The 17,379-nt window shown below is 47.2% G+C and carries 19 protein-coding genes; 14 read left to right on the forward strand and 5 right to left on the reverse strand.

Annotated features, from left to right (window positions below):
* Positions 1–150: 150 nt before the first annotated feature.
* The 10 genes from J2Y43_RS01670 (at position 151) to J2Y43_RS01715 (ending at position 7,928) form a co-directional block, all read left to right on the forward strand.
* A complete protein-coding gene (locus J2Y43_RS01670; protein ID WP_309981538.1) occupies positions 151–741 on the forward strand; it encodes a T9SS type A sorting domain-containing protein in 591 nt (196 codons plus the stop codon).
* Between the two features lie 76 nt (positions 742–817).
* Positions 818–1,741: an outer membrane protein assembly factor BamD gene (locus tag J2Y43_RS01675; RefSeq protein WP_309981537.1), complete on the forward strand. Its 924-nt coding sequence runs from the start codon at positions 818–820 to the stop codon at positions 1,739–1,741.
* Positions 1,742–1,788: 47 nt separating this feature from the next.
* Positions 1,789–2,100 (forward strand): DNA-directed RNA polymerase subunit omega, encoded by a 312-nt coding sequence (locus J2Y43_RS01680; RefSeq protein ID WP_015814652.1) that lies wholly within the window; start codon positions 1,789–1,791, stop codon positions 2,098–2,100.
* Positions 2,101–2,185: 85 nt separating this feature from the next.
* Entirely contained in the window at positions 2,186–3,394 is a 1,209-nt protein-coding gene (gene coaBC, locus J2Y43_RS01685; protein WP_309981536.1) for a bifunctional phosphopantothenoylcysteine decarboxylase/phosphopantothenate--cysteine ligase CoaBC, read from the forward strand.
* The gene (locus J2Y43_RS01690) at positions 3,379–4,305 is read left to right on the forward strand and encodes a DUF4835 family protein (RefSeq protein WP_309981535.1); all 927 of its coding nucleotides are present in this window, start codon (positions 3,379–3,381) and stop codon (positions 4,303–4,305) included. The genes coaBC and J2Y43_RS01690 overlap by 16 nt, the downstream gene beginning before the upstream one ends.
* Before the next feature lie 10 nt (positions 4,306–4,315).
* The gene (locus J2Y43_RS01695; protein ID WP_309981534.1) at positions 4,316–4,570 is read left to right on the forward strand and encodes a hypothetical protein; all 255 of its coding nucleotides are present in this window, start codon (positions 4,316–4,318) and stop codon (positions 4,568–4,570) included.
* Between the two features lie 130 nt (positions 4,571–4,700).
* On the forward strand, positions 4,701–6,356 hold the full coding sequence (gene recN, locus J2Y43_RS01700; RefSeq protein WP_309981533.1) for a DNA repair protein RecN: 1,656 nt from the start codon (positions 4,701–4,703) through the stop codon (positions 6,354–6,356).
* Positions 6,357–6,386: 30 nt separating this feature from the next.
* Entirely contained in the window at positions 6,387–6,824 is a 438-nt protein-coding gene (locus tag J2Y43_RS01705) for a viral A-type inclusion protein (protein ID WP_309981532.1), read from the forward strand.
* Between the two features lie 7 nt (positions 6,825–6,831).
* Positions 6,832–7,494, forward strand: coding sequence for an SCO family protein (locus J2Y43_RS01710; RefSeq protein WP_309981531.1), 663 nt, complete (start codon positions 6,832–6,834; stop codon positions 7,492–7,494).
* On the forward strand, positions 7,491–7,928 hold the full coding sequence (locus J2Y43_RS01715; RefSeq protein ID WP_309981530.1) for a cytochrome c: 438 nt from the start codon (positions 7,491–7,493) through the stop codon (positions 7,926–7,928). Before J2Y43_RS01710 ends, J2Y43_RS01715 begins: the two co-directional genes overlap by 4 nt.
* Here J2Y43_RS01715 and lptC read toward each other — a convergent pair.
* Genes lptC through J2Y43_RS01730 form a run of 3 tightly spaced genes read right to left on the reverse strand, consistent with a single transcriptional unit; the run spans position 7,925 to position 10,508 of the window.
* Positions 7,925–8,500, reverse strand: coding sequence for an LPS export ABC transporter periplasmic protein LptC (gene lptC, locus J2Y43_RS01720; RefSeq protein ID WP_309981529.1), 576 nt, complete (start codon positions 8,498–8,500; stop codon positions 7,925–7,927). The genes J2Y43_RS01715 and lptC overlap by 4 nt on opposite strands.
* Positions 8,501–8,512: 12 nt before the next feature.
* On the reverse strand, positions 8,513–9,802 hold the full coding sequence (locus tag J2Y43_RS01725) for a hypothetical protein (RefSeq protein WP_309981528.1): 1,290 nt from the start codon (positions 9,800–9,802) through the stop codon (positions 8,513–8,515).
* Positions 9,786–10,508: a type III pantothenate kinase gene (locus J2Y43_RS01730; RefSeq protein WP_309981527.1), complete on the reverse strand. Its 723-nt coding sequence runs from the start codon at positions 10,506–10,508 to the stop codon at positions 9,786–9,788. The genes J2Y43_RS01725 and J2Y43_RS01730 overlap by 17 nt, the downstream gene beginning before the upstream one ends.
* Before the next feature lie 494 nt (positions 10,509–11,002).
* Between J2Y43_RS01730 and rho the strand changes: the two genes are divergently transcribed.
* From rho to J2Y43_RS01745, 3 genes are all read left to right on the forward strand, one after another.
* Positions 11,003–12,808, forward strand: coding sequence for a transcription termination factor Rho (gene rho / locus J2Y43_RS01735; protein ID WP_309981526.1), 1,806 nt, complete (start codon positions 11,003–11,005; stop codon positions 12,806–12,808).
* A 117-nt stretch (positions 12,809–12,925) separates the two neighbouring features.
* Entirely contained in the window at positions 12,926–13,279 is a 354-nt protein-coding gene (locus tag J2Y43_RS01740; RefSeq protein ID WP_309981525.1) for a hypothetical protein, read from the forward strand.
* Positions 13,276–13,794, forward strand: a complete 519-nt coding sequence (locus tag J2Y43_RS01745; RefSeq protein ID WP_309981524.1) for a hypothetical protein — start codon at positions 13,276–13,278, stop codon at positions 13,792–13,794. Before J2Y43_RS01740 ends, J2Y43_RS01745 begins: the two co-directional genes overlap by 4 nt.
* Positions 13,795–13,849: 55 nt before the next feature.
* On the opposite strand, the gene htpG is transcribed toward J2Y43_RS01745, so the two are convergent.
* Positions 13,850–15,679, reverse strand: a complete 1,830-nt coding sequence (gene htpG / locus J2Y43_RS01750) for a molecular chaperone HtpG (RefSeq protein WP_309981523.1) — start codon at positions 15,677–15,679, stop codon at positions 13,850–13,852.
* 241 nt (positions 15,680–15,920) lie between these two features.
* Between htpG and J2Y43_RS01755 the strand changes: the two genes are divergently transcribed.
* On the forward strand, positions 15,921–16,472 hold the full coding sequence (locus J2Y43_RS01755; RefSeq protein ID WP_309981522.1) for a hypothetical protein: 552 nt from the start codon (positions 15,921–15,923) through the stop codon (positions 16,470–16,472).
* Between the two features lie 68 nt (positions 16,473–16,540).
* On the opposite strand, the gene J2Y43_RS01760 is transcribed toward J2Y43_RS01755, so the two are convergent.
* Positions 16,541–17,242 (reverse strand): MCP four helix bundle domain-containing protein, encoded by a 702-nt coding sequence (locus J2Y43_RS01760; RefSeq protein ID WP_309981521.1) that lies wholly within the window; start codon positions 17,240–17,242, stop codon positions 16,541–16,543.
* Positions 17,243–17,379 lie beyond the last annotated feature (137 nt).

Consider the following 17,379-nt stretch of genomic DNA (forward strand, 5'->3'; position numbering starts at 1 on the left):
AAAAATAAAGTTACCCATTCTCACAATATATTTTGAATATACAATTATTTCTCTATATTTTTGTAGCGTACTTTTCAGCTAAAAAACACATAACGCATTAGTAAAAAGTATCCGATTGCAGCTATGAAAAGAACTATACGTTTTATATATATGATTTTAGCCTTAGCCCTGAGTATTCAAGGGTTACAGGCCCAAAGTGTGTCGGGGGGAAGCCGCCTGAATATGGTCGGCAAAAAGAAAGCCCCCGCAACTCAGAACATCAAATTCTCAAACTTTTCGAGCGGTGCCAGCTACAAACCGCTGACTTTGCAAAATCCAAAAGCGCTGAATAGATTCTACACTTCGTTTCTTTTTGCATCCGCCAATGCGACAGACAATAATGCACTGGCCGTTGAAGTAGCGGAAAAAGGCAGTGAAAAGAAATCCCCCGCGTTGGAAGCGCAACTGAGAGCAGAAGAACTACTGTTCGTGAATGACAAGATCTCGGTTTCCAATGTGTACCCCAACCCTGCGAGTGAATACGCGGAAATCGATTTCACGATCAATCCGGGCCTGCGCGATGCAAAACTGACTTTTTACAATGTGCTCGGTTCTCAGATGCAGGAGTTTACACTCAACAAAAACGATCGTAAACTGCGGATCAATACCAGGGATATGGCTACCGGCCTGTACTTCTACCAGTTGTCTGTCGACGGCAAGAAAGTGGCCACCAAGAAAATGCTCGTTCGCCATCAGCAATAGGCTAACTTTTAACACTATATCAGCTACGCATTCGTTATGAATCGTGTAGCTTTTTTTTATTACCTTTGCAGTTAATATGCGAAAAAACAGTCCGGCAAGCTATTTCTTGCTATTCATTGCAATCCTTGTTGTTACTTCCTGCAGTAAGTTCTCCAAGTTACAGAAGACAGGCACAGATCAGCAGAAGTACGATGCTGCCATGGCCTATTACAAAAAGGCGGACTATTACCGCGCAGGACTGCTGTTTGAGGAATTGATCCCTTTGCTCAAAGGAAGTACCGAATCCGAGCTCGCGCAGTTCTATTATGCTTACTCGCAATACCACCAGGGCCAGTACAATACCAGTCAGTTTCTCTTCAAGAAATTCTACGACACTTACGCGCGCAGTGACTACGCACAGGAATCACTGTATATGCATGCATTCTCGTTGTACAAGGACTCTTCACCATACAACCTGGATCAGACGAGCACATTCACGGCGATCCAAGCTATGCAGGATTTCATCAATACTTATCCCGACAGCCCTTTCCGCGAAGAATGTACCCGTTATATTCTTGAACTAAGGTCTAAACTCGAAAGGAAAGCCTATGAACGCGCGAGGCTGTATCACAAAATCAGTGACTTTAACCCGATGTCGCTTAAATCGGCGGTTATTTCCATCGAAAACTTCCGAAAAGACTTCCCCGACTCACAATACAACGAGGAGCTTGCCTTCCTGAAAGTAGAATCCCAGTACAACCTGGCTTCAAACAGTTTCAGCGACAAGCAGAAAGAAAGATTCCAGGACGTTGTCAAGTTCTACCAGGAACTAGTCGATAAATATCCGACCGGCAGATATAACCGTGACGCCGAAAAAATGTACGAAGACAGCCAGAAGCAGATCGAAACGATCGCCAAGGTAGAAGCCGAACGCCAGAAATTGAAAGAAGCTCAACCCGACCCGGCTACCAAACCGGCCAAGGTTACAACACCGGCTGCCAGTGCCCCGAACGGCCAGTAGCAGGTACCATTTATATTGTTTTAAAAATTTAACTATATCAGACCATTATGGCAACGAATCCATCGATCATTACCCGTGATACAGACAAGATAGCGGCGGTAACAGGTAACCTGTATGAATCCGTATCGGTCATTTCCAAAAGGGCTCGCCAGATCTCCAGCAAAATGAAGGAAGAGCTGAACAACAAACTGGCTGAATTTGCTTCCGGTGTGGATAACCTTGAAGAAGTGTTTGAAAACAGAGAGCAAATCGAAATTTCGAAATTTTACGAGCGTATGCCTAAGGCAGGAAGCATTGCAATCGATGAGTTCATCGAAGGCAAAACTTACCACAGCTACCGCGACGCCAGCGAAGAATAATACATCCGCATTTCCCGAAGCCCGCCATGAATCTGATTGATGGCGGGCTTTTTTGTTTTAACTTTACAATCAAATCCTTGTAAAATTGAATCTGAAAGGTAAAAAAATACTGCTAGGCATTTCGGGTAGTATTGCCGCCTATAAATCCGCTTTGCTGGTACGACTGCTTGTGAAGGCAGAAGCAGAGGTTCGTGTGGTAATGACTCAATCCGCGACGGAGTTTATCACGCCGTTGACGTTGTCGACCCTTTCCAAAAATCCTGTTCTCACCTCGTTTACCAAAAATGATGCGGGTGAATGGAACAACCACGTCGAACTCGGACTTTGGGCTGACTTAGTCATTATCGCGCCTGCCACGGCAAAAACGCTCTCCAAGTGTGCCAGCGGCCATTGCGACGACCTACTCACGGCCATTTATCTTTCAGCCCGGTGCCCTGTTTTCTTCGCTCCTGCCATGGATGTGGATATGTTCAAACATCCCTCCACGCAGCATAACATCGAGAAACTGGTTAGTTACGGAAACATCTTTATTTCTCCCGAACACGGAGAACTGGCCAGCGGGCTGATCGGTGACGGGAGGTTGGCTGAGCCGGAAAATATCATCAAAGTACTCGACGCTCATTTCTCGCAACGGCCAGTTGCCCGCTCTAAACGCGTCCTGATTACCGCCGGCCCGACGGTGGAGCCGCTCGATCCGGTACGGTTTATCAGCAACCGTTCTTCGGGTAAAATGGGGTATGCCATCGCAGAAGCTTTCGCGGCCGCTGGTGCGCATGTAACGCTCGTAAGCGGGCCTACGCATTTGAAAGCGTCTAATCCCAATATCCACGCCATCCCTGTTGAAACTGCCAACCAGATGTTCAATGCGGCAAAAGACCACTTCGAAGCTAATGACCTGATCATTTTCGCAGCTGCGGTGGCCGACTATACGCCAAAGCACGTTGCCGAACAAAAAATCAAGAAGCAGGGCGACAGCATGACGCTGGATCTTACCAAAACAACAGATATTGCGGGAACCCTGGGTGCCATGAAACGGCCAGGACAAACGATCATCGGTTTTGCACTCGAAACCGAAAACGAATTGAACCACGCCGAGGATAAGCTTGTCCGGAAAAATTTCGATTACATTGTTTTAAATTCACTAAACGATCCCGGGGCAGGTTTTGCACACGATACCAACAAAATAACCGTTATTGACAAAGACAAAAATGTCCAGCAATTCGACCTTAAATCCAAAGAAGAGGTCGCGCAGGACATTCTTAATATCGTACTAGCCAAATGGAGCGAAGCATAAAACTACTGATCCTGACTATCCCGCTGCTGCTGGGGGCGCTCGCGCAACGTGTTCACGCGCAGGAATTCCAGTTTACCGTCAATCTCAATTATGAGCAATTGGTAGCCCAACAAAAAACTGACCCGCAATCCATGAGTCAGTTGCAGACATACATGAATGATTTTCTCAACAATACACGTTGGACCAACGACCAGTTTGCCAAGGAAGAGAAGATCAAATGCAAGCTCAATGTGAACCTCACCCGCTCTCTGGCTCAGGGAAATTACGAAGGCAATGCACAGTTGATCGTATCCCGGCCCGTGTATGGTTCCACCTACGAAACCGTGCTTTTTACGTATGTCGATAAGAATTTCACATTCACTTACCTTCCCAGCACGCAGCTGTATTTTAATGAAAACAGCTACACCGAAGAACTTCCCTACATCCTGGCATTCTACGCCAACATCGCGCTGATTTTCGATTATGACTCTTTCAGCAAAATGGGCGGATCGCCATATGTACAAAAAGCATTCAACCTTGTGAATCTTGCCAGAAACTCCTCACCCAACAAACGCGGCTGGGACTCGAACGGCGACTCTAAAAACCGCTATTGGCTGATCGAAAACCTTCAAAGTCAGCAATTTACTCCATTCCGTGAAGGTATGTATAAATACTACCGTCAGGGACTGGACGTAGCAACGCAGAATCCGGCCGAAACCCGTACGAAAACGCTTGAATTCCTGAATACCATTAAAGAAGTTAATCAGCTCCGCCCGGCGAGCGTTGTGGTCAATTCTTTTTTTGATGCCAAATCGGATGAATTGTATAAAATAATGATCGAGGGATTACCCGAGCAACGTGTGCAGGCTTACACCCTGCTGGTTAATCTCGACCCTTCAAAAACCCAGCTCTACCAGCGGCTATCCATGTAGCACATTATTCATGAGTAAAAGACTAATGCGGGTCACTCCCGACCAAATAAAGAGCAAGCAGGGCATTTTACAAAAACAGCCGCTCAATGCCGTCCTATCGAACGGAAACACTGTTTTTGGCATATTATTATCCGTCGATGCCACGCATCTTGTATTGAAAGATACCCGCAACCACCAGCACCAGATCGCGCTTTCCGACTTGTATGAAGTGGTCTACGACGACGACAGAGGCATTGTACCGCCCAGCAGGCACGCTACCTTATAAAATCGGGGCAACTTCCTGTTATATTTCCTAATTGGGAAGATCATGCCTATATTCGTATCGGAGACGACGTTGATCCCCTTCATCATAGCCAGGTTGCATCATCTCCGGCAATCTGCTTCCTAAATTAGACATGCTTTCTAATTTACTGATCAAAAACTATGCGCTGATAAAGCACCTAGAAATGTCCCCCGATCCCGGCCTGAACATCATTACAGGCGAAACGGGTGCCGGTAAATCCATTATGCTTGGTGCAATAGGCCTGCTGCTCGGAAACAGGGCGGACGCAAAATCGCTGTACGACAGCAGTGAGAAATGTGTAATTGAAGGCACTTTCAACCTGACAGGCTACGATCTGGCTCCGAACTTCGAGGATGAGAATCTCGACTTCTCGGAAGAATGCATTGTGCGGCGAGAAATCTCGGCAGCTGGTAAGTCCAGGGCATTCATCAACGACACGCCCGTCAACCTGGAAACGCTTCGGAAGATCGGTATGCAGTTGCTGGATGTCCATTCGCAACACGATTCGATATTGCTTGGGAATAACGAGTTTCAGCTACGCGTCGTCGACTCTTACGCCGAAAACGCCGATCTGCTCAAAACGTACCAGGCCGATTTTAATGCTTACCGGGAAGCTGTTAAGGCTTTCGATGAGTTAAAACGCCAGGCACACCAGCTTCGCAAGGAATTCGATTATGATCAGTTCCTTTTTCAGGAATTGAATAATGCCGGCTTGAAAGCCGACGAGCAGGAAAAGCTGGAACAGGAACTGACAATCCTGGAAAATGCGGTGGAGATTAAAGAAAAACTCCAATTGGCCCACGCGTATCTCGATAACCCGGAAAACTCGGCCCTCGACTTACTGAAAAGTGCGGTAGGCTCCCTTACGCAAGCGTCCCGACTGGTGAATGAATATGATATCCTGCGCCAACGCGCCCAAAGCGCGCTCATTGAGCTTCGCGACTTGGCCGAGGAAATCGACCAGGTGAATGGCAATGTTGAACTGGATTCCGCGCGGACTGAGGTCGTTCAGGAGCGTCTGGACCTGATTTATTCACTACTTAAAAAACACCAGGTTTCTGCCGTCGCACAGTTACTGGATATCGAGGCCAACTTGCAGAGCAAGCTAAGCATTGTCATGAACCTGGATGAAGACTTGGCCGCAGCCGAGAAGAAAGTCACACAAACGCACGACAAGATGCTTGCCGGCGCGAAAATACTTTCCGACAGGCGCAAAAAAGTGACCAAAGCCATCGAAAAGCTTATTCTGGACCGGCTGTATGAGCTCGGCATTCCCAATGCATCGCTCAGCATCCAGATCAACGAAACCGCGCCTGCACCAAGCGGAATTGACTCCGCAACGTTCCTTTTCAGTGGCAATAAGGGTATTGTTCCCCAAGAATTGAAATTAGTTGCCTCCGGCGGGGAATTTTCCCGGCTAATGATGGTTATTAAGTATATACTCGCCGACAAACGAAAGCTGCCTACCATTATTTTCGACGAGATCGACACCGGGGTTTCCGGCGAAATTGCCAAGAAGATGGGTAAAATGATGCAAAATATGGCCATAAACCACCAGATTATCGCTATTACCCATTTGCACCAAATTGCCAGCAGCGGCGACGCGCACTATTTTGTATATAAAGATCACTCCTCCGACAGAACTGTCAGCAGGATCAAAAAACTCACCATCGATGAACGTGTACAGGAGATCGCTCAGATGATCGGCGGGCATAATCCGTCGGAAGCCGTGCTGCATAATGCGCGCGAAATGATCCTGAAAGATTGACCTACGCCTATTTGGTTAAACCCATTTACTATGAAAAGCCTTATCCCTCTATCATTTCTCCTCGTACTTTGCTTCGCGTGCGGGAAAGACAAAGACCAAGAAAAACTAACAAGTCTTGAGACCGAAGTACTGGCGATTCACGACGAAGTTATGCCTCAGCAAGAGGATATTATGAGCCTGAAATCACAGCTTTCCAAGAAGATTCAGGGGATCGACAGCCTTCAAAATGTAGGTGTAAGCAGCAATACAATGGCCGAACAGCGCATTAAGGCGGTAGATCTCAATCAGAAACTGACCGATGCCGATAAGCTTATGATGGACTGGATGCATGCATACCGCGGCGATTCGGCTAAAAAACTGGAACCCAAAGAAGCTCTCCTTTATTTCGAAAAAGAGAAAGAAAGGATATTGCTCGTCAAACAAGCCACACTGAAATCGATCCAGGAGGCGAAAACATTTTTAGAATAACCCGTTTATGAATTCGAAAGTAAAATCAATCCTTTTCCATTCGCTGTTTATTTCCGGTTCAATGGTTGCCATTACCGGTTGCGGCGATTCGGACAATAAACTGCCGATCCTGGGAGAGCGCGACGTTGTGAAGAAGACTGTGGATGGCAAGGAAGTCGTTGACACCATTTATAACAAGATCCCGAAATTCGCTTTTGTTAACCAGTACGGGGATACTATCACCGAGAAAATTGTCGAAAACAAGATTTACGTAACCGACTTTTTCTTCACAACCTGCCCTACCATTTGCCCGGTTATGAAAAAACAAATGGTAAAGGTATACGAGGCATACAAGGGTAATCCCGATGTGATGATCCTCTCCCACTCCATTGACCCCGAACACGACACACCGGCGGTACTGAACCAGTTTGCGAAGGATTTGGGCGTGGAAGGCCAGCAATGGCAGTTCCTGACGGGTGACAAGGCCCGGATTTATGAAATTGGCCAAAAGAACTACATGTCCACAGCCAAGGAAGACACCACCGTGCAGGGCGGATACATCCACAGCGGGGCGTTCATTCTCGTCGACAAGGACAAGCACGTGCGCGGCATGTATGACGGTACCACTGAGGAAGGGACCAAAAAGTTGCTCAACGACATGGAAAGGTTACTGGCTGAATACAAAAAATGAAATTGCTGCAATTGAACCGTGCCGCCACAGCCCGCATCCTGGCGTTGCTAATGCTGGGCCTGGCATCATGCCGCAGTTCGGAAGAACTGAAAAGTGAGCAGTATTTTGTGACCGGACAGCAGTTATACATGACGCATTGTGCCAACTGTCATCAAATGGAAGGCAAAGGAATGTCCAATTTGTACCCTCCCATTGCCGGGTCGCCGATTCTTTCCGACAAAGCACGCGTCGCCTGCATTATCCAGTACGGCATGAGCGATACCATCGTCGTGAACGGCAAGAAGTTCAGCAGGCCGATGCCGCCCAATCCTAAATTGACCGAAATAGAAATTGCGGAAATCGTAAGTTTTGTTTCAATGAAATGGGGGAAAGACAGCGTTTACACGCCGATCGAAGTGGTGCACAAAGCATTGGCAGAATGCAAGGCTGATTAGAATTCTGTAAGAAATGTTCCGGTACCTTTCCGCAACTTGATCCGAGAAAAGTCTTGTTCCGCATCCATCCCTACCGCATTAGTCGTTTCCGATGTCAACGTGTTTCTTACTTTTAATGGCTTATCTGTAAAAACCTTTCGGGTTCCCGGGCTCCAATTGAGCTCAGTAGTGGTCAGGATTTGATGGTCCTGTAATTTCACAACACGCACATGCCCCTTCACAATATACACGTCCGCATTGCGGTCGTACCTGCCCGAGTCCGAGCGCAGCGTAGTTACCACCGTTCCCAGCGAATCAAAAAAACTGATATTGACCGAGTCCGGAAAAACCCGGGTTTCGTTTTGATAGGTTAATGACTTGGGCGTTTTGACATATACTTTCATATTGCCCTGCTCGCTGTATTTCACCACCAGATCGTTGACAATTTCTATCGGTCCATTGTAAGCCGCTCCGATTTTATCCGTTTTCGGTTCACAAGCCGCGAAAAGCAACGCGCAAAGTGCCAGAATACAAAAAGGAGATAAGTGATTATCTCCTTTTGAAAAAACCTTTTGAATGCTTTTGCTAAGCATAAAACTGCCTGTTTAGTCGATCCTTCTCTTCTCAAACCATCTTTCCAGGAGCGTCACACCCAAAACCACGCGTCCGTAACGCTCGCGGATGGCGCCGCCGGAGTTGGTGCCGCGCTGCCCTCCTACCAATGCGATCGAAAGGAAATTGGCAAAACCACGGCCCATCGGGAAAGTAAAGCCGAGGCTGACATTTGTATCATTGATTTTCGTTTTGCCCACCACATACGGCGTGTTACCGGTGCTGAAACCAATACGGTAACGAACGTTATCAAAATAATTGAGCGAAGCGAACTTCGGAATATATTCCGCACCGACGTGCAGGCGATTCACGTCTCTCAGCGCTTCGTTCACATTTCCGAAACCTCTGTACTGGGACCACGACTGGTGGCTGTAATCCACGGAAACCGTCATTTTGAATGGCCATTCCAGCGTCGCTCCTACCTGGTATTGCTCAGGCACTTTCATGGAACCGCCCAGATTGTTTTCTAATGTATCGGGTGTTGCAACAGGGAATGAACCTTGCGTAAGCTCAAAGGAGGTCGTTTTGGTCGCATTCAAAGCAGTACTGAAACTATATGCACCGCCAAGGTTCAGATTCAGCTTGTTCTCCTTTTTAATAGGGATACGAACGGACCCACCGGCGCGGAAAGCGATATCCGAATAGGTGTTGCGTTCGTTGAGGCTCACGATGTAGTCAGACGGCACGCCATTTACAAAAAGCATTACATCTGACGCTCTACGCACATTGCCGAAAAAATAGCTGCTTTCGAGGCCCAGGCTTACATAACGCCCGATTTGGAACGAGTTGACTACCGATGCCTTATTGACGCCGCCTTTTCCCGAAACGGTATATTGCGCAACGCCTGTTGAACCGGATACCGGCCGCGTAAATGAGTTCTCAAAGTCAATGAAGCTGTAAGGCTTCAAATTGGCGCCGATTACCCACCTTGGTGTAATCGGAAACGACAACGACAGATAAGCCAGGTTTCCACCTGCATTTCTCTGATTCAGGTTCCCGGAGGCAATGTCTTTATATTGTCCAACCAACCCCACATCCAGTGTAGTAAACCTGTTACGCACCCAGAGCGCCGGGTTCAGGTTGTTGACCTGGAATCCGCTTCCTGCGGCGACGCCAGCTCCTCCCATACCAGTATTGTCGGAATATGCATCCCCGTAAAACTCCCCCATGCCGAGCGATGAATACGGGGAATTGCCCAATCCTTGTGCTTTTGCAAGATTTGTACAACCCCAACCGAGTGTAATGGCAAGCGTGACTATTCCTATTCTACTGTAAAGAGACATTATATGTTAAAATTCTGTTCAATCCTATTAAAACCAGTTCCGGCACCGCAAAGATGGGTGGTTTCAAGCTACTTTCAAAAAAAGCAGCATCCCCACCGCATAATACTACGCGTAAAGTCGGGTAATTGTGTCGGTATCGTTCAATAATTCCTTCGATTTCAGAAAGGGTGCCGTTCATTACACCGCTTTGCATGGCCTGACGGGTGCTTTTTCCGATCAAATCAGGCGTTTTTTCAGGCTCGAAAAGTGGAAGTCTTTTAGTAAACGTATGCATGGCATTGAATCGCATCCGCACACCGGGAGAAATTAACCCACCCTGAAATGTTGCATGGCGGTCGATGAGGTCATAGGTAATGCAGGTACCCATATCGATCACCACGAGATCTTCACCAGGAAAGAGATAATTTGCGCCCGCAGCAGCGGCAATCCGGTCGGCACCGAGTGTCTGCGGAGTATCGTAATGCTTGGCAATCGGCAAAGGGGTATCGGGCGTCAGCCCCATCACCTGCACCGGTTCGCCAAGCGCTTCCTGAAACTCTTCCTGCGTTCTTCCGACTGATGAAAAAAACAAGTACTCCGGCAGTTCCGCCTTCACATTACGGATCAGTTCCGGGAATTCCAGGTGCGTCGTATATCGTATAAGTTTTTCCCCTTCGAACCATCCGATCTTCGAAAAGGTATTCCCGGAATCCACAACAATGTTCATAGTCCGCAAAATTCCGATTTTCCCGCCACAAAAACTAAGGCTGCAAGGAAGTTACTGCACGTTAAATCACCGACTTGTGCACATTATCCGAGATTTTTTGTCATACAAAAACAATAATAAACCGCTTGGCATGGTTTTTAAGCTAAATATTTGGAAATTAAACCATATATATTTACCTTCGTCCATCCAAGTCAGTATCGACTCGTAAATCCAAATTCCATCTCGCAGTAACTTCGCACCTCAGCGTTATCGAGATTTAAAATCTTGCTGATTTATTGTCAATACTCCTGTTTGTACCTGTTACAATTTTCAGATTTGATCCATCAAAGTTTTGCAGTTTGTAAAGCCTTTCGCGCGGGCTTTCGCAATAAATGCTTATCAACCTATCAATGACCATCACGTGACTTCAGGGCGCGCAGTCCTGTTTATATCCAATTATATTCACAACCTTATTGTCCAATTGGTAAAGTGACCCTTTACTTTCCATTTTCTGTATGCCTACAATTGATGATTTAAACATTAAGCTTTTATCAGAGCTACGAGAAATAGCGGGTGCTCTGGGAATACCCGATCATGCCAAACTTCCTAAAAAAGAACTGATTAACCGGATAATGTCGCAGCAGGAAGCACCTGCGCCTGTTGCCGCTCCCGTAGCTGTCGAAGCTCCTGTGCTCGAAGCAGTTTCAGCGGATTCTGGTGAACCCAAGAAAAAACGGGCTCGTAGGCCCATTGAACCGACTCCTGTGCAGGTTCCCGTGAAAGGCGGCAATAACCGTCCTGTACGGAATAAAAAAGATATCCCAACCGGCCCTTCTTCTGCCCCGCTGTTCGATACCCCTGCACGCCAGGAGTTCCCGAAACGCCAGGAAGAACGTCCGAAAAACATAGATACATCGCTCGAAATCGACGAGGATAATGATACCCTCAACGACTTGGGCAGAGAAGAAATCCCTGCCGAAGTAGAGACAGCTGCCGAGCCGGAAGTAACGGTTGCTGAAATTCAGGCTGATATTGAGGAAGAAAAACCGGCGGTAATTGCGCAGGAAGCAGTTGCTCAGCCACGTGAAGAGCGCCAGCAACGCCCTCCTCACGAAGGCCAGGAAAGACATCAACAGCCTCAGGCGCAACGCGAAGACCCTTCTTCGAAAATCAAACGCAATTACAATAACTATGTAAGAGAGTTTGATGGCCTGATCGTCAACGAAGGGGTGTTGGAAATCATGCAGGATGGCGGCTACGGCTTCCTTCGCTCTGCGGATTACAACTACCTGGCAAGCCCGGACGATATTTACGTTTCGCCTTCGCAAATCAAATTATTCGGTCTGAAAACCGGTGATACCGTAAAAGGTCAGATCCGCCCGCCGAAAGAGGGAGAAAAATACTTCGCGCTGCTGCGCGTGGAAACGGTAAATGGTAAAACCACCGAGGAAATCCGCGACCGTATTCCTTTTGAATACCTTACTCCATTGTTCCCGGATGAATGCCTGCGCCTGAGCTCGCGCCCGGAACAATATTCTACCCGTATTCTCGATCTTTTTGCACCTATCGGAAAAGGCCAGCGCGGAATGATCGTTGCGCAGCCTAAAACCGGTAAAACCGTGCTTTTGAAAGAAATCGCAAACGCCATCACCCGTAACCACCCCGAAGTGTTCCTGCTGATCCTTTTGATCGACGAACGTCCGGAAGAGGTTACCGATATGCAGCGCAGCGTACGTGCGGAGGTAATTGCATCAACATTCGACGAACAGGCCGACCGCCACGTGAAAGTTGCGAGCATTGTTTTGGAAAAAGCCAAAAGAATGGTGGAATGCGGTCACGACGTGGTAATCCTGCTCGACTCTATTACGCGTCTGGCTCGTGCCTACAACACCGTGGTTCCTTCTTCCGGTAAAATCCTCTCCGGTGGTGTGGATGCCAACGCATTGCACAAGCCGAAACGCTTCTTCGGTGCCGCGCGTAACGTCGAAAACGGCGGCTCATTGACGATTATCGCTACCGCATTGATCGACACCGGTTCCAAAATGGACGAAGTTATCTTTGAAGAATTCAAAGGTACCGGTAACATGGAATTGCAACTCGACCGCAAGCTGTCCAACAAACGCGTATTCCCTGCCATTGATGTAATGGCATCCGGTACGCGCCGCGAGGACTTGCTGCTCGACAAAGAGACACTCAAAAAAGTATGGATCCTACGTAAGCACATGGCCGACATGAACGCCATGGAATCGATGGACTTCCTGCTCGAACATATGAAAGGGACCCGGAACAACGAAGAGTTCCTGATCTCGATGAACCGATAAATAAGAAGGCCCGGACCAACGTCCGGGCTTTTTTGCGTTATTAACCCTCCTGTTGGATATTATTTGACGAAACCCTATTTTTAGGAAAAGCATACATCCGTCAAACTTCCGTTCCTCATGTTCAATAGCAAGGCGCTCTGGTGGACGTTCCTGGGATTCTGGATAGCAGGCTCTATTTATTGGCATGTTTGCAGAATCAGGCAGTTTTGCGACATGCTATTCGGCTCGCAATCGCTTTTGCCGGAAATGTCGGCACAGCGTGGCCAGCTTTATTTCTCCCTCCGCCCTTTCGGGTTGCCTGCTTATCACATAGAGCTCACGCATTTTTGGCAACATGTCATTATGATCGCTGGCACGCTGATTATCGGCTTTATATTGGGCAGAGCTTATGAAATCAAGAAAACAAGGGATCTCCGGTACAAGCTGAATCGAATCCATCGCGAGCTGGCTTATTATCAGATGAAACAATGAACCTCACGGCTATTACTATCGATCTCGACAGTCTTCCCGTAGCAGTTGCAGAAATTACGGTGCTGCTGACCGCCGCTACCGTCGCCGGTTGGTTTCTGGCAAAAGTGATTATCAGAAAGAGAATTGATAACTTGCGCGAATTAATAGAGGAAAAGAAATACGAACTCGCTCAATACCGGACTTTAACGAACACCACAGTGGATTACCCGATTGCTACCAACGCTCACAAAACCGTTTATCCTCCGATCAGCCCCGATCACGCGCCCGACGACCTCAAAGTGATTGAAGGAATAGGACCCAAAATCGAGGAGATTTTAAACAAAGAAGGCATTCACACCTATGAACAGCTCATGGAAACATCTCTGCTCCGCATTGCAAGTTTCCTTAAAAAAGCCGGCCCGCGTTACCAGCTCCACGATCCCTCGACCTGGCCACAACAGGCCGGTCTAGCCAAGCAGCAGAAATGGGAAGAATTGGAAAGATTCAAACACAAACTGATTTCAGGAAGATCATAAAAAAAAATGAAAAGCCGCTTTTACAGCGGCTTTTCATTTTAAACATCAATCTCGATTATAAAGTACTCACAGTTCTCTGGATAAACTGCGTCAGGTCATTACCAGAAAGCATTCCCTGTGACAGCAATGCCAGGTCGTAAACCTGCTTAGCCAACGACTTTTGTTCGTCTTCATTCTCCGATCCCGCAATTTTACCGATCAGCGGGTGGTTGGAGTTGAGCGAAACCGTGTACATCAAAGGCATATCGCCAAACATAGAGCGCTGGCCCGAAGATGCCTGCATGTCGGTCATACGGCGCATGAATTCGGGGAATGTGATCACCACCGGCAATTCGTCGACCGGCATTGCTTCCACGGTAATATGCGCAGTTTTGTTTTCCGAAACGCCTTCAAACACCTTCTTCACTTTTTCCTGATCGTCAGAAGAAAGGATGCTTTCCAACTTCACTTCTTTCTCAACCAGCTTATCGAGGGTGTCTGCGTCAACACGTTTGATGCTGATCTTTTCCAGTTTCTGCTCCAACGCATTAATAAAGTGCGAGTCGATCATGCTGTTCAGCACAAGCACATCGTAGCTGCGCTTTTTGGCCGATTGAATGAATGCATCCTGTTTTTTCTCGTCGGTCGTGTACAACCACACAAGTGATTCGTTCTTGTCAGTCTGATTTTCCTTGATATACTCGCGGTATTCTTCGAAAGTGAAATATTTACCGTCGGTGTTTTTCAGCAAACAGAAATCCTTCGCTTTTTCATAGAATTTGTCATCGCTGATAATCCCGTATTTCACGAACAAACCAATATCATCGAACTTCTTCTCAAAACCTTCGCGGTCGTTTTTGAAGATTTCGAGCAGCTTGTCAGCTACTTTACGGGTAATGTATCCGTTGATTTTCTTTACATTACCGTCCGCTTGCAGGTAGCTGCGTGATACGTTCAAAGGAATATCCGGCGAGTCGATCACCCCGTGCAGCAGTTGCAGGAAGTCGGGAACGATGTCTTTTACTTCGTCGGTAATGAATACCTGACGGCTGTAAAGCTGGATTTTTTCACGCTGACCAGCGAAGTCGTTGCGCAGTTTCGGGAAGTACAACACGCCGGTCAGGTTGAATGGGTAATCCACATTCAAATGGATCCAGAAAAGCGGGTCTTCGCCGAATGGATAAAGCTCTTTGTAAAATGCGAGGTAGTCTTCGTCTTTCAGGTCGGAAGGGCTCTTGGTCCAGATCGGGCTCGGGTTGTTGATCACCTTATCTTCAAACTCGATCTCGATCGGCAGGAACTTGCCATATTTTTCGAGGATGCCACGCAGGCGGTGTGCGTCCAGGAACTCTTCAGAATCCTCCGCAACGTGCAGGATAATGTCGGTTCCGCGTTCTTCTTTTTCTACTGAAGAAATTTCAAATTCTGTCGAACCGTCGCATTCCCAGCGAACCGGCTCCGCGCCTTCTTTGTAGGATTTGGTAATGATCTCCACATTCTGCGCCACCATGTAAGCCGAGTAGAAACCCAAACCAAAATGACCGATAATGCCTTTATCGCCCTCGCCTTTGTCTTTATATTGCTCTACAAACTCGGTAGCGCCTGAAAATGCGATCTGGTTGATGTATTTTTTGATCTCGTCGGCTGTCATACCGATACCATTGTCACTGATCGTGATCGTTTTGGCATCTTTATCGAGCTTCACAACCACTTTCAGATCGCCTAGCTCACCGTTGTATTCGCCATAGGAAGCGAGCTTTTTGATCTTTTGTGACGCATCTACCGCATTGGAAACGAGTTCCCTCAAAAAGATTTCGTGGTCCGAATAAAGGAATTTCTTGATAATCGGAAAGATATTCTCGGTGTGAATGCTCAAATTCCCTTTTTCCTGAATCACTGATTCCATAGTTATGCTATCGTTTGTTTTATATTTTAAGAATGTAATTTCACTTTGCAATACGCGCCAGAAATATGCGTTCCAATAACAATCAAAACGCATACCGGCTGACACATTGTCAGTACTCCCCTACCCAGTGGTAGGAAAGCTTAATCGGCTGGTATGTGAAAGGCTTTTTTACTAATATTGCGACCGGTAAACAACTCAACTAAAATCACCAAACCAGTTCCGCCGAACATCAATTTCTGACATGAATCTGATTAAAAAACTTTTTGTAGGAGTATTCTTTATCAGCGGGTTCTCTGCCTGCACCACCATGAACTCCGTTCCTCTCTCGAATTACACTGTTTTTACCGAAGACCTTCGTCGCGACCTGGAAGCTGCCAATATTTCCCTTACGAAAGTTCAGTTTTTCAACGACAAGTCGATCAACATCCGTCGGGAAGTGACCGACCCGAACGATATCAAGGTAAATCCGGAAGGACAGATCACGATGAGCAACGGCAAAAGCATTCAAACGATCAACGTACTGCCATTCACTCCGGGCGTTGCTCTGAGCACCGGCAACGGTACAATCAACGTTTCGTGGGACGATACCCAGCAGGATACCAAAGGGATGAAATTCAACCTGAGCGGCCAGAATTACTTCCTCGATGTACTTCCTAACAACAAATTCGACTACAAAGAGCGCACATTCGACCTGCAAAGCGGCAATGGTGCCCGCCTTTTTGTGAAGAAAGATTTGTTGAAACAGGTGAAAAACCAGAGAGAGACATTGAAAGGGCGCAAGGTGAACCAGTAATTCACTCGCATTCATAAAAAATAAAAGGTCGGGAAGCCCCGACCTTTTATTTTTTGAGCGTTCCTTTATCAGTTTAGGTTAAAATATTGGCTTTTATTGCTGTTCGGCCGGGGCTTCTGGATGATCTGCGAGTTGCGGATCAGCACAATCACCACCAGGCCGGTAATAATCGCAAGGGAGATTTGTAAAAAGGAGATAATACCAAAACTCGCCACATTCACTTTCGACGCTTTCACCAAGTCCTTCCCGATCGTCGACTGAATGCCCGCCAGCTCATTCAGGTTCAAGATCGTGCTCTCGAAAGTCGTGCTGCCAGGCGCTGAAAACACTTGCTTCGCCTCGGCGAACGATCCGACCGTACATAATGCAAGCACCTCGCCTTCCAGCCTTGCGTATTGTCCTATTTGACTTTTGAAGCCTTGGAGACTTTTCGCTTCCTCATCCACCAGGTAGGTTTTCTCAAACAGCCGGATCAGTGAATCGATGCTGCGGTCATGCGCGTGTAGCTGCGCCTTCACGTGCGCGGGCGACTGTTGCGCCTCTGAATAGAGGTAATTTTCAAGCGAGAGGCGCTTACGGTACAGATTTTCTGTGAGATACAAAATCGTGGTCGCCGGAACGAGGCGATCCTTATATATAGAGGAAAACGACTCGTCTATCCCTTCCACATTATAGCGGGAAATTAATGTTCCGCCAACGATCAATGCCATGATCCCTCCCAACAAAATAGCAGCTTTAAACTTCTGCTGAATAACAAACGACCATTTCATGGCGACCACCTCACGAATTGAAGATTAACTTTCCCAAGGTATCAATGTATTTAGAAAATACAAAAATATCTTTCTATATTAACGAAAAAGTGCGCTGTGTAATATCTGTTTCGCAATGTACACACAAAAAAAGCGCA

Origin of the sequence: Dyadobacter sp. BE31, from assembly GCF_031457695.1 — a bacterium.
Lineage (GTDB): Bacteria > Bacteroidota > Bacteroidia > Cytophagales > Spirosomataceae > Dyadobacter.

Bases quoted from the DNA above. Each gene is read 5' to 3' on its own strand.
- J2Y43_RS01670 (WP_309981538.1), top strand. From the start codon at position 151: ATGATTTTAGCCTTAGCCCTGAGTATTCAAGGGTTACAGGCCCAAAGT.
- J2Y43_RS01675 (WP_309981537.1), top strand. From the start codon at position 818: ATGCGAAAAAACAGTCCGGCAAGCTATTTCTTGCTATTCATTGCAATC.
- J2Y43_RS01680 (WP_015814652.1), top strand. From the start codon at position 1,789: ATGGCAACGAATCCATCGATCATTACCCGTGATACAGACAAGATAGCG.
- J2Y43_RS01690 (WP_309981535.1), top strand. From the start codon at position 3,379: ATGGAGCGAAGCATAAAACTACTGATCCTGACTATCCCGCTGCTGCTG.
- J2Y43_RS01695 (WP_309981534.1), top strand. From the start codon at position 4,316: ATGAGTAAAAGACTAATGCGGGTCACTCCCGACCAAATAAAGAGCAAG.
- recN (WP_309981533.1), top strand. From the start codon at position 4,701: ATGCTTTCTAATTTACTGATCAAAAACTATGCGCTGATAAAGCACCTA.
- J2Y43_RS01705 (WP_309981532.1), top strand. From the start codon at position 6,387: ATGAAAAGCCTTATCCCTCTATCATTTCTCCTCGTACTTTGCTTCGCG.
- J2Y43_RS01710 (WP_309981531.1), top strand. From the start codon at position 6,832: ATGAATTCGAAAGTAAAATCAATCCTTTTCCATTCGCTGTTTATTTCC.
- J2Y43_RS01715 (WP_309981530.1), top strand. From the start codon at position 7,491: ATGAAATTGCTGCAATTGAACCGTGCCGCCACAGCCCGCATCCTGGCG.
- lptC (WP_309981529.1), bottom strand. From the start codon at position 8,500: ATGCTTAGCAAAAGCATTCAAAAGGTTTTTTCAAAAGGAGATAATCAC.
- J2Y43_RS01725 (WP_309981528.1), bottom strand. From the start codon at position 9,802: ATGTCTCTTTACAGTAGAATAGGAATAGTCACGCTTGCCATTACACTC.
- J2Y43_RS01730 (WP_309981527.1), bottom strand. From the start codon at position 10,508: ATGAACATTGTTGTGGATTCCGGGAATACCTTTTCGAAGATCGGATGG.
- rho (WP_309981526.1), top strand. From the start codon at position 11,003: ATGCCTACAATTGATGATTTAAACATTAAGCTTTTATCAGAGCTACGA.
- J2Y43_RS01740 (WP_309981525.1), top strand. From the start codon at position 12,926: ATGTTCAATAGCAAGGCGCTCTGGTGGACGTTCCTGGGATTCTGGATA.
- J2Y43_RS01745 (WP_309981524.1), top strand. From the start codon at position 13,276: ATGAACCTCACGGCTATTACTATCGATCTCGACAGTCTTCCCGTAGCA.
- htpG (WP_309981523.1), bottom strand. From the start codon at position 15,679: ATGGAATCAGTGATTCAGGAAAAAGGGAATTTGAGCATTCACACCGAG.
- J2Y43_RS01755 (WP_309981522.1), top strand. From the start codon at position 15,921: ATGAATCTGATTAAAAAACTTTTTGTAGGAGTATTCTTTATCAGCGGG.
- J2Y43_RS01760 (WP_309981521.1), bottom strand. From the start codon at position 17,242: ATGAAATGGTCGTTTGTTATTCAGCAGAAGTTTAAAGCTGCTATTTTG.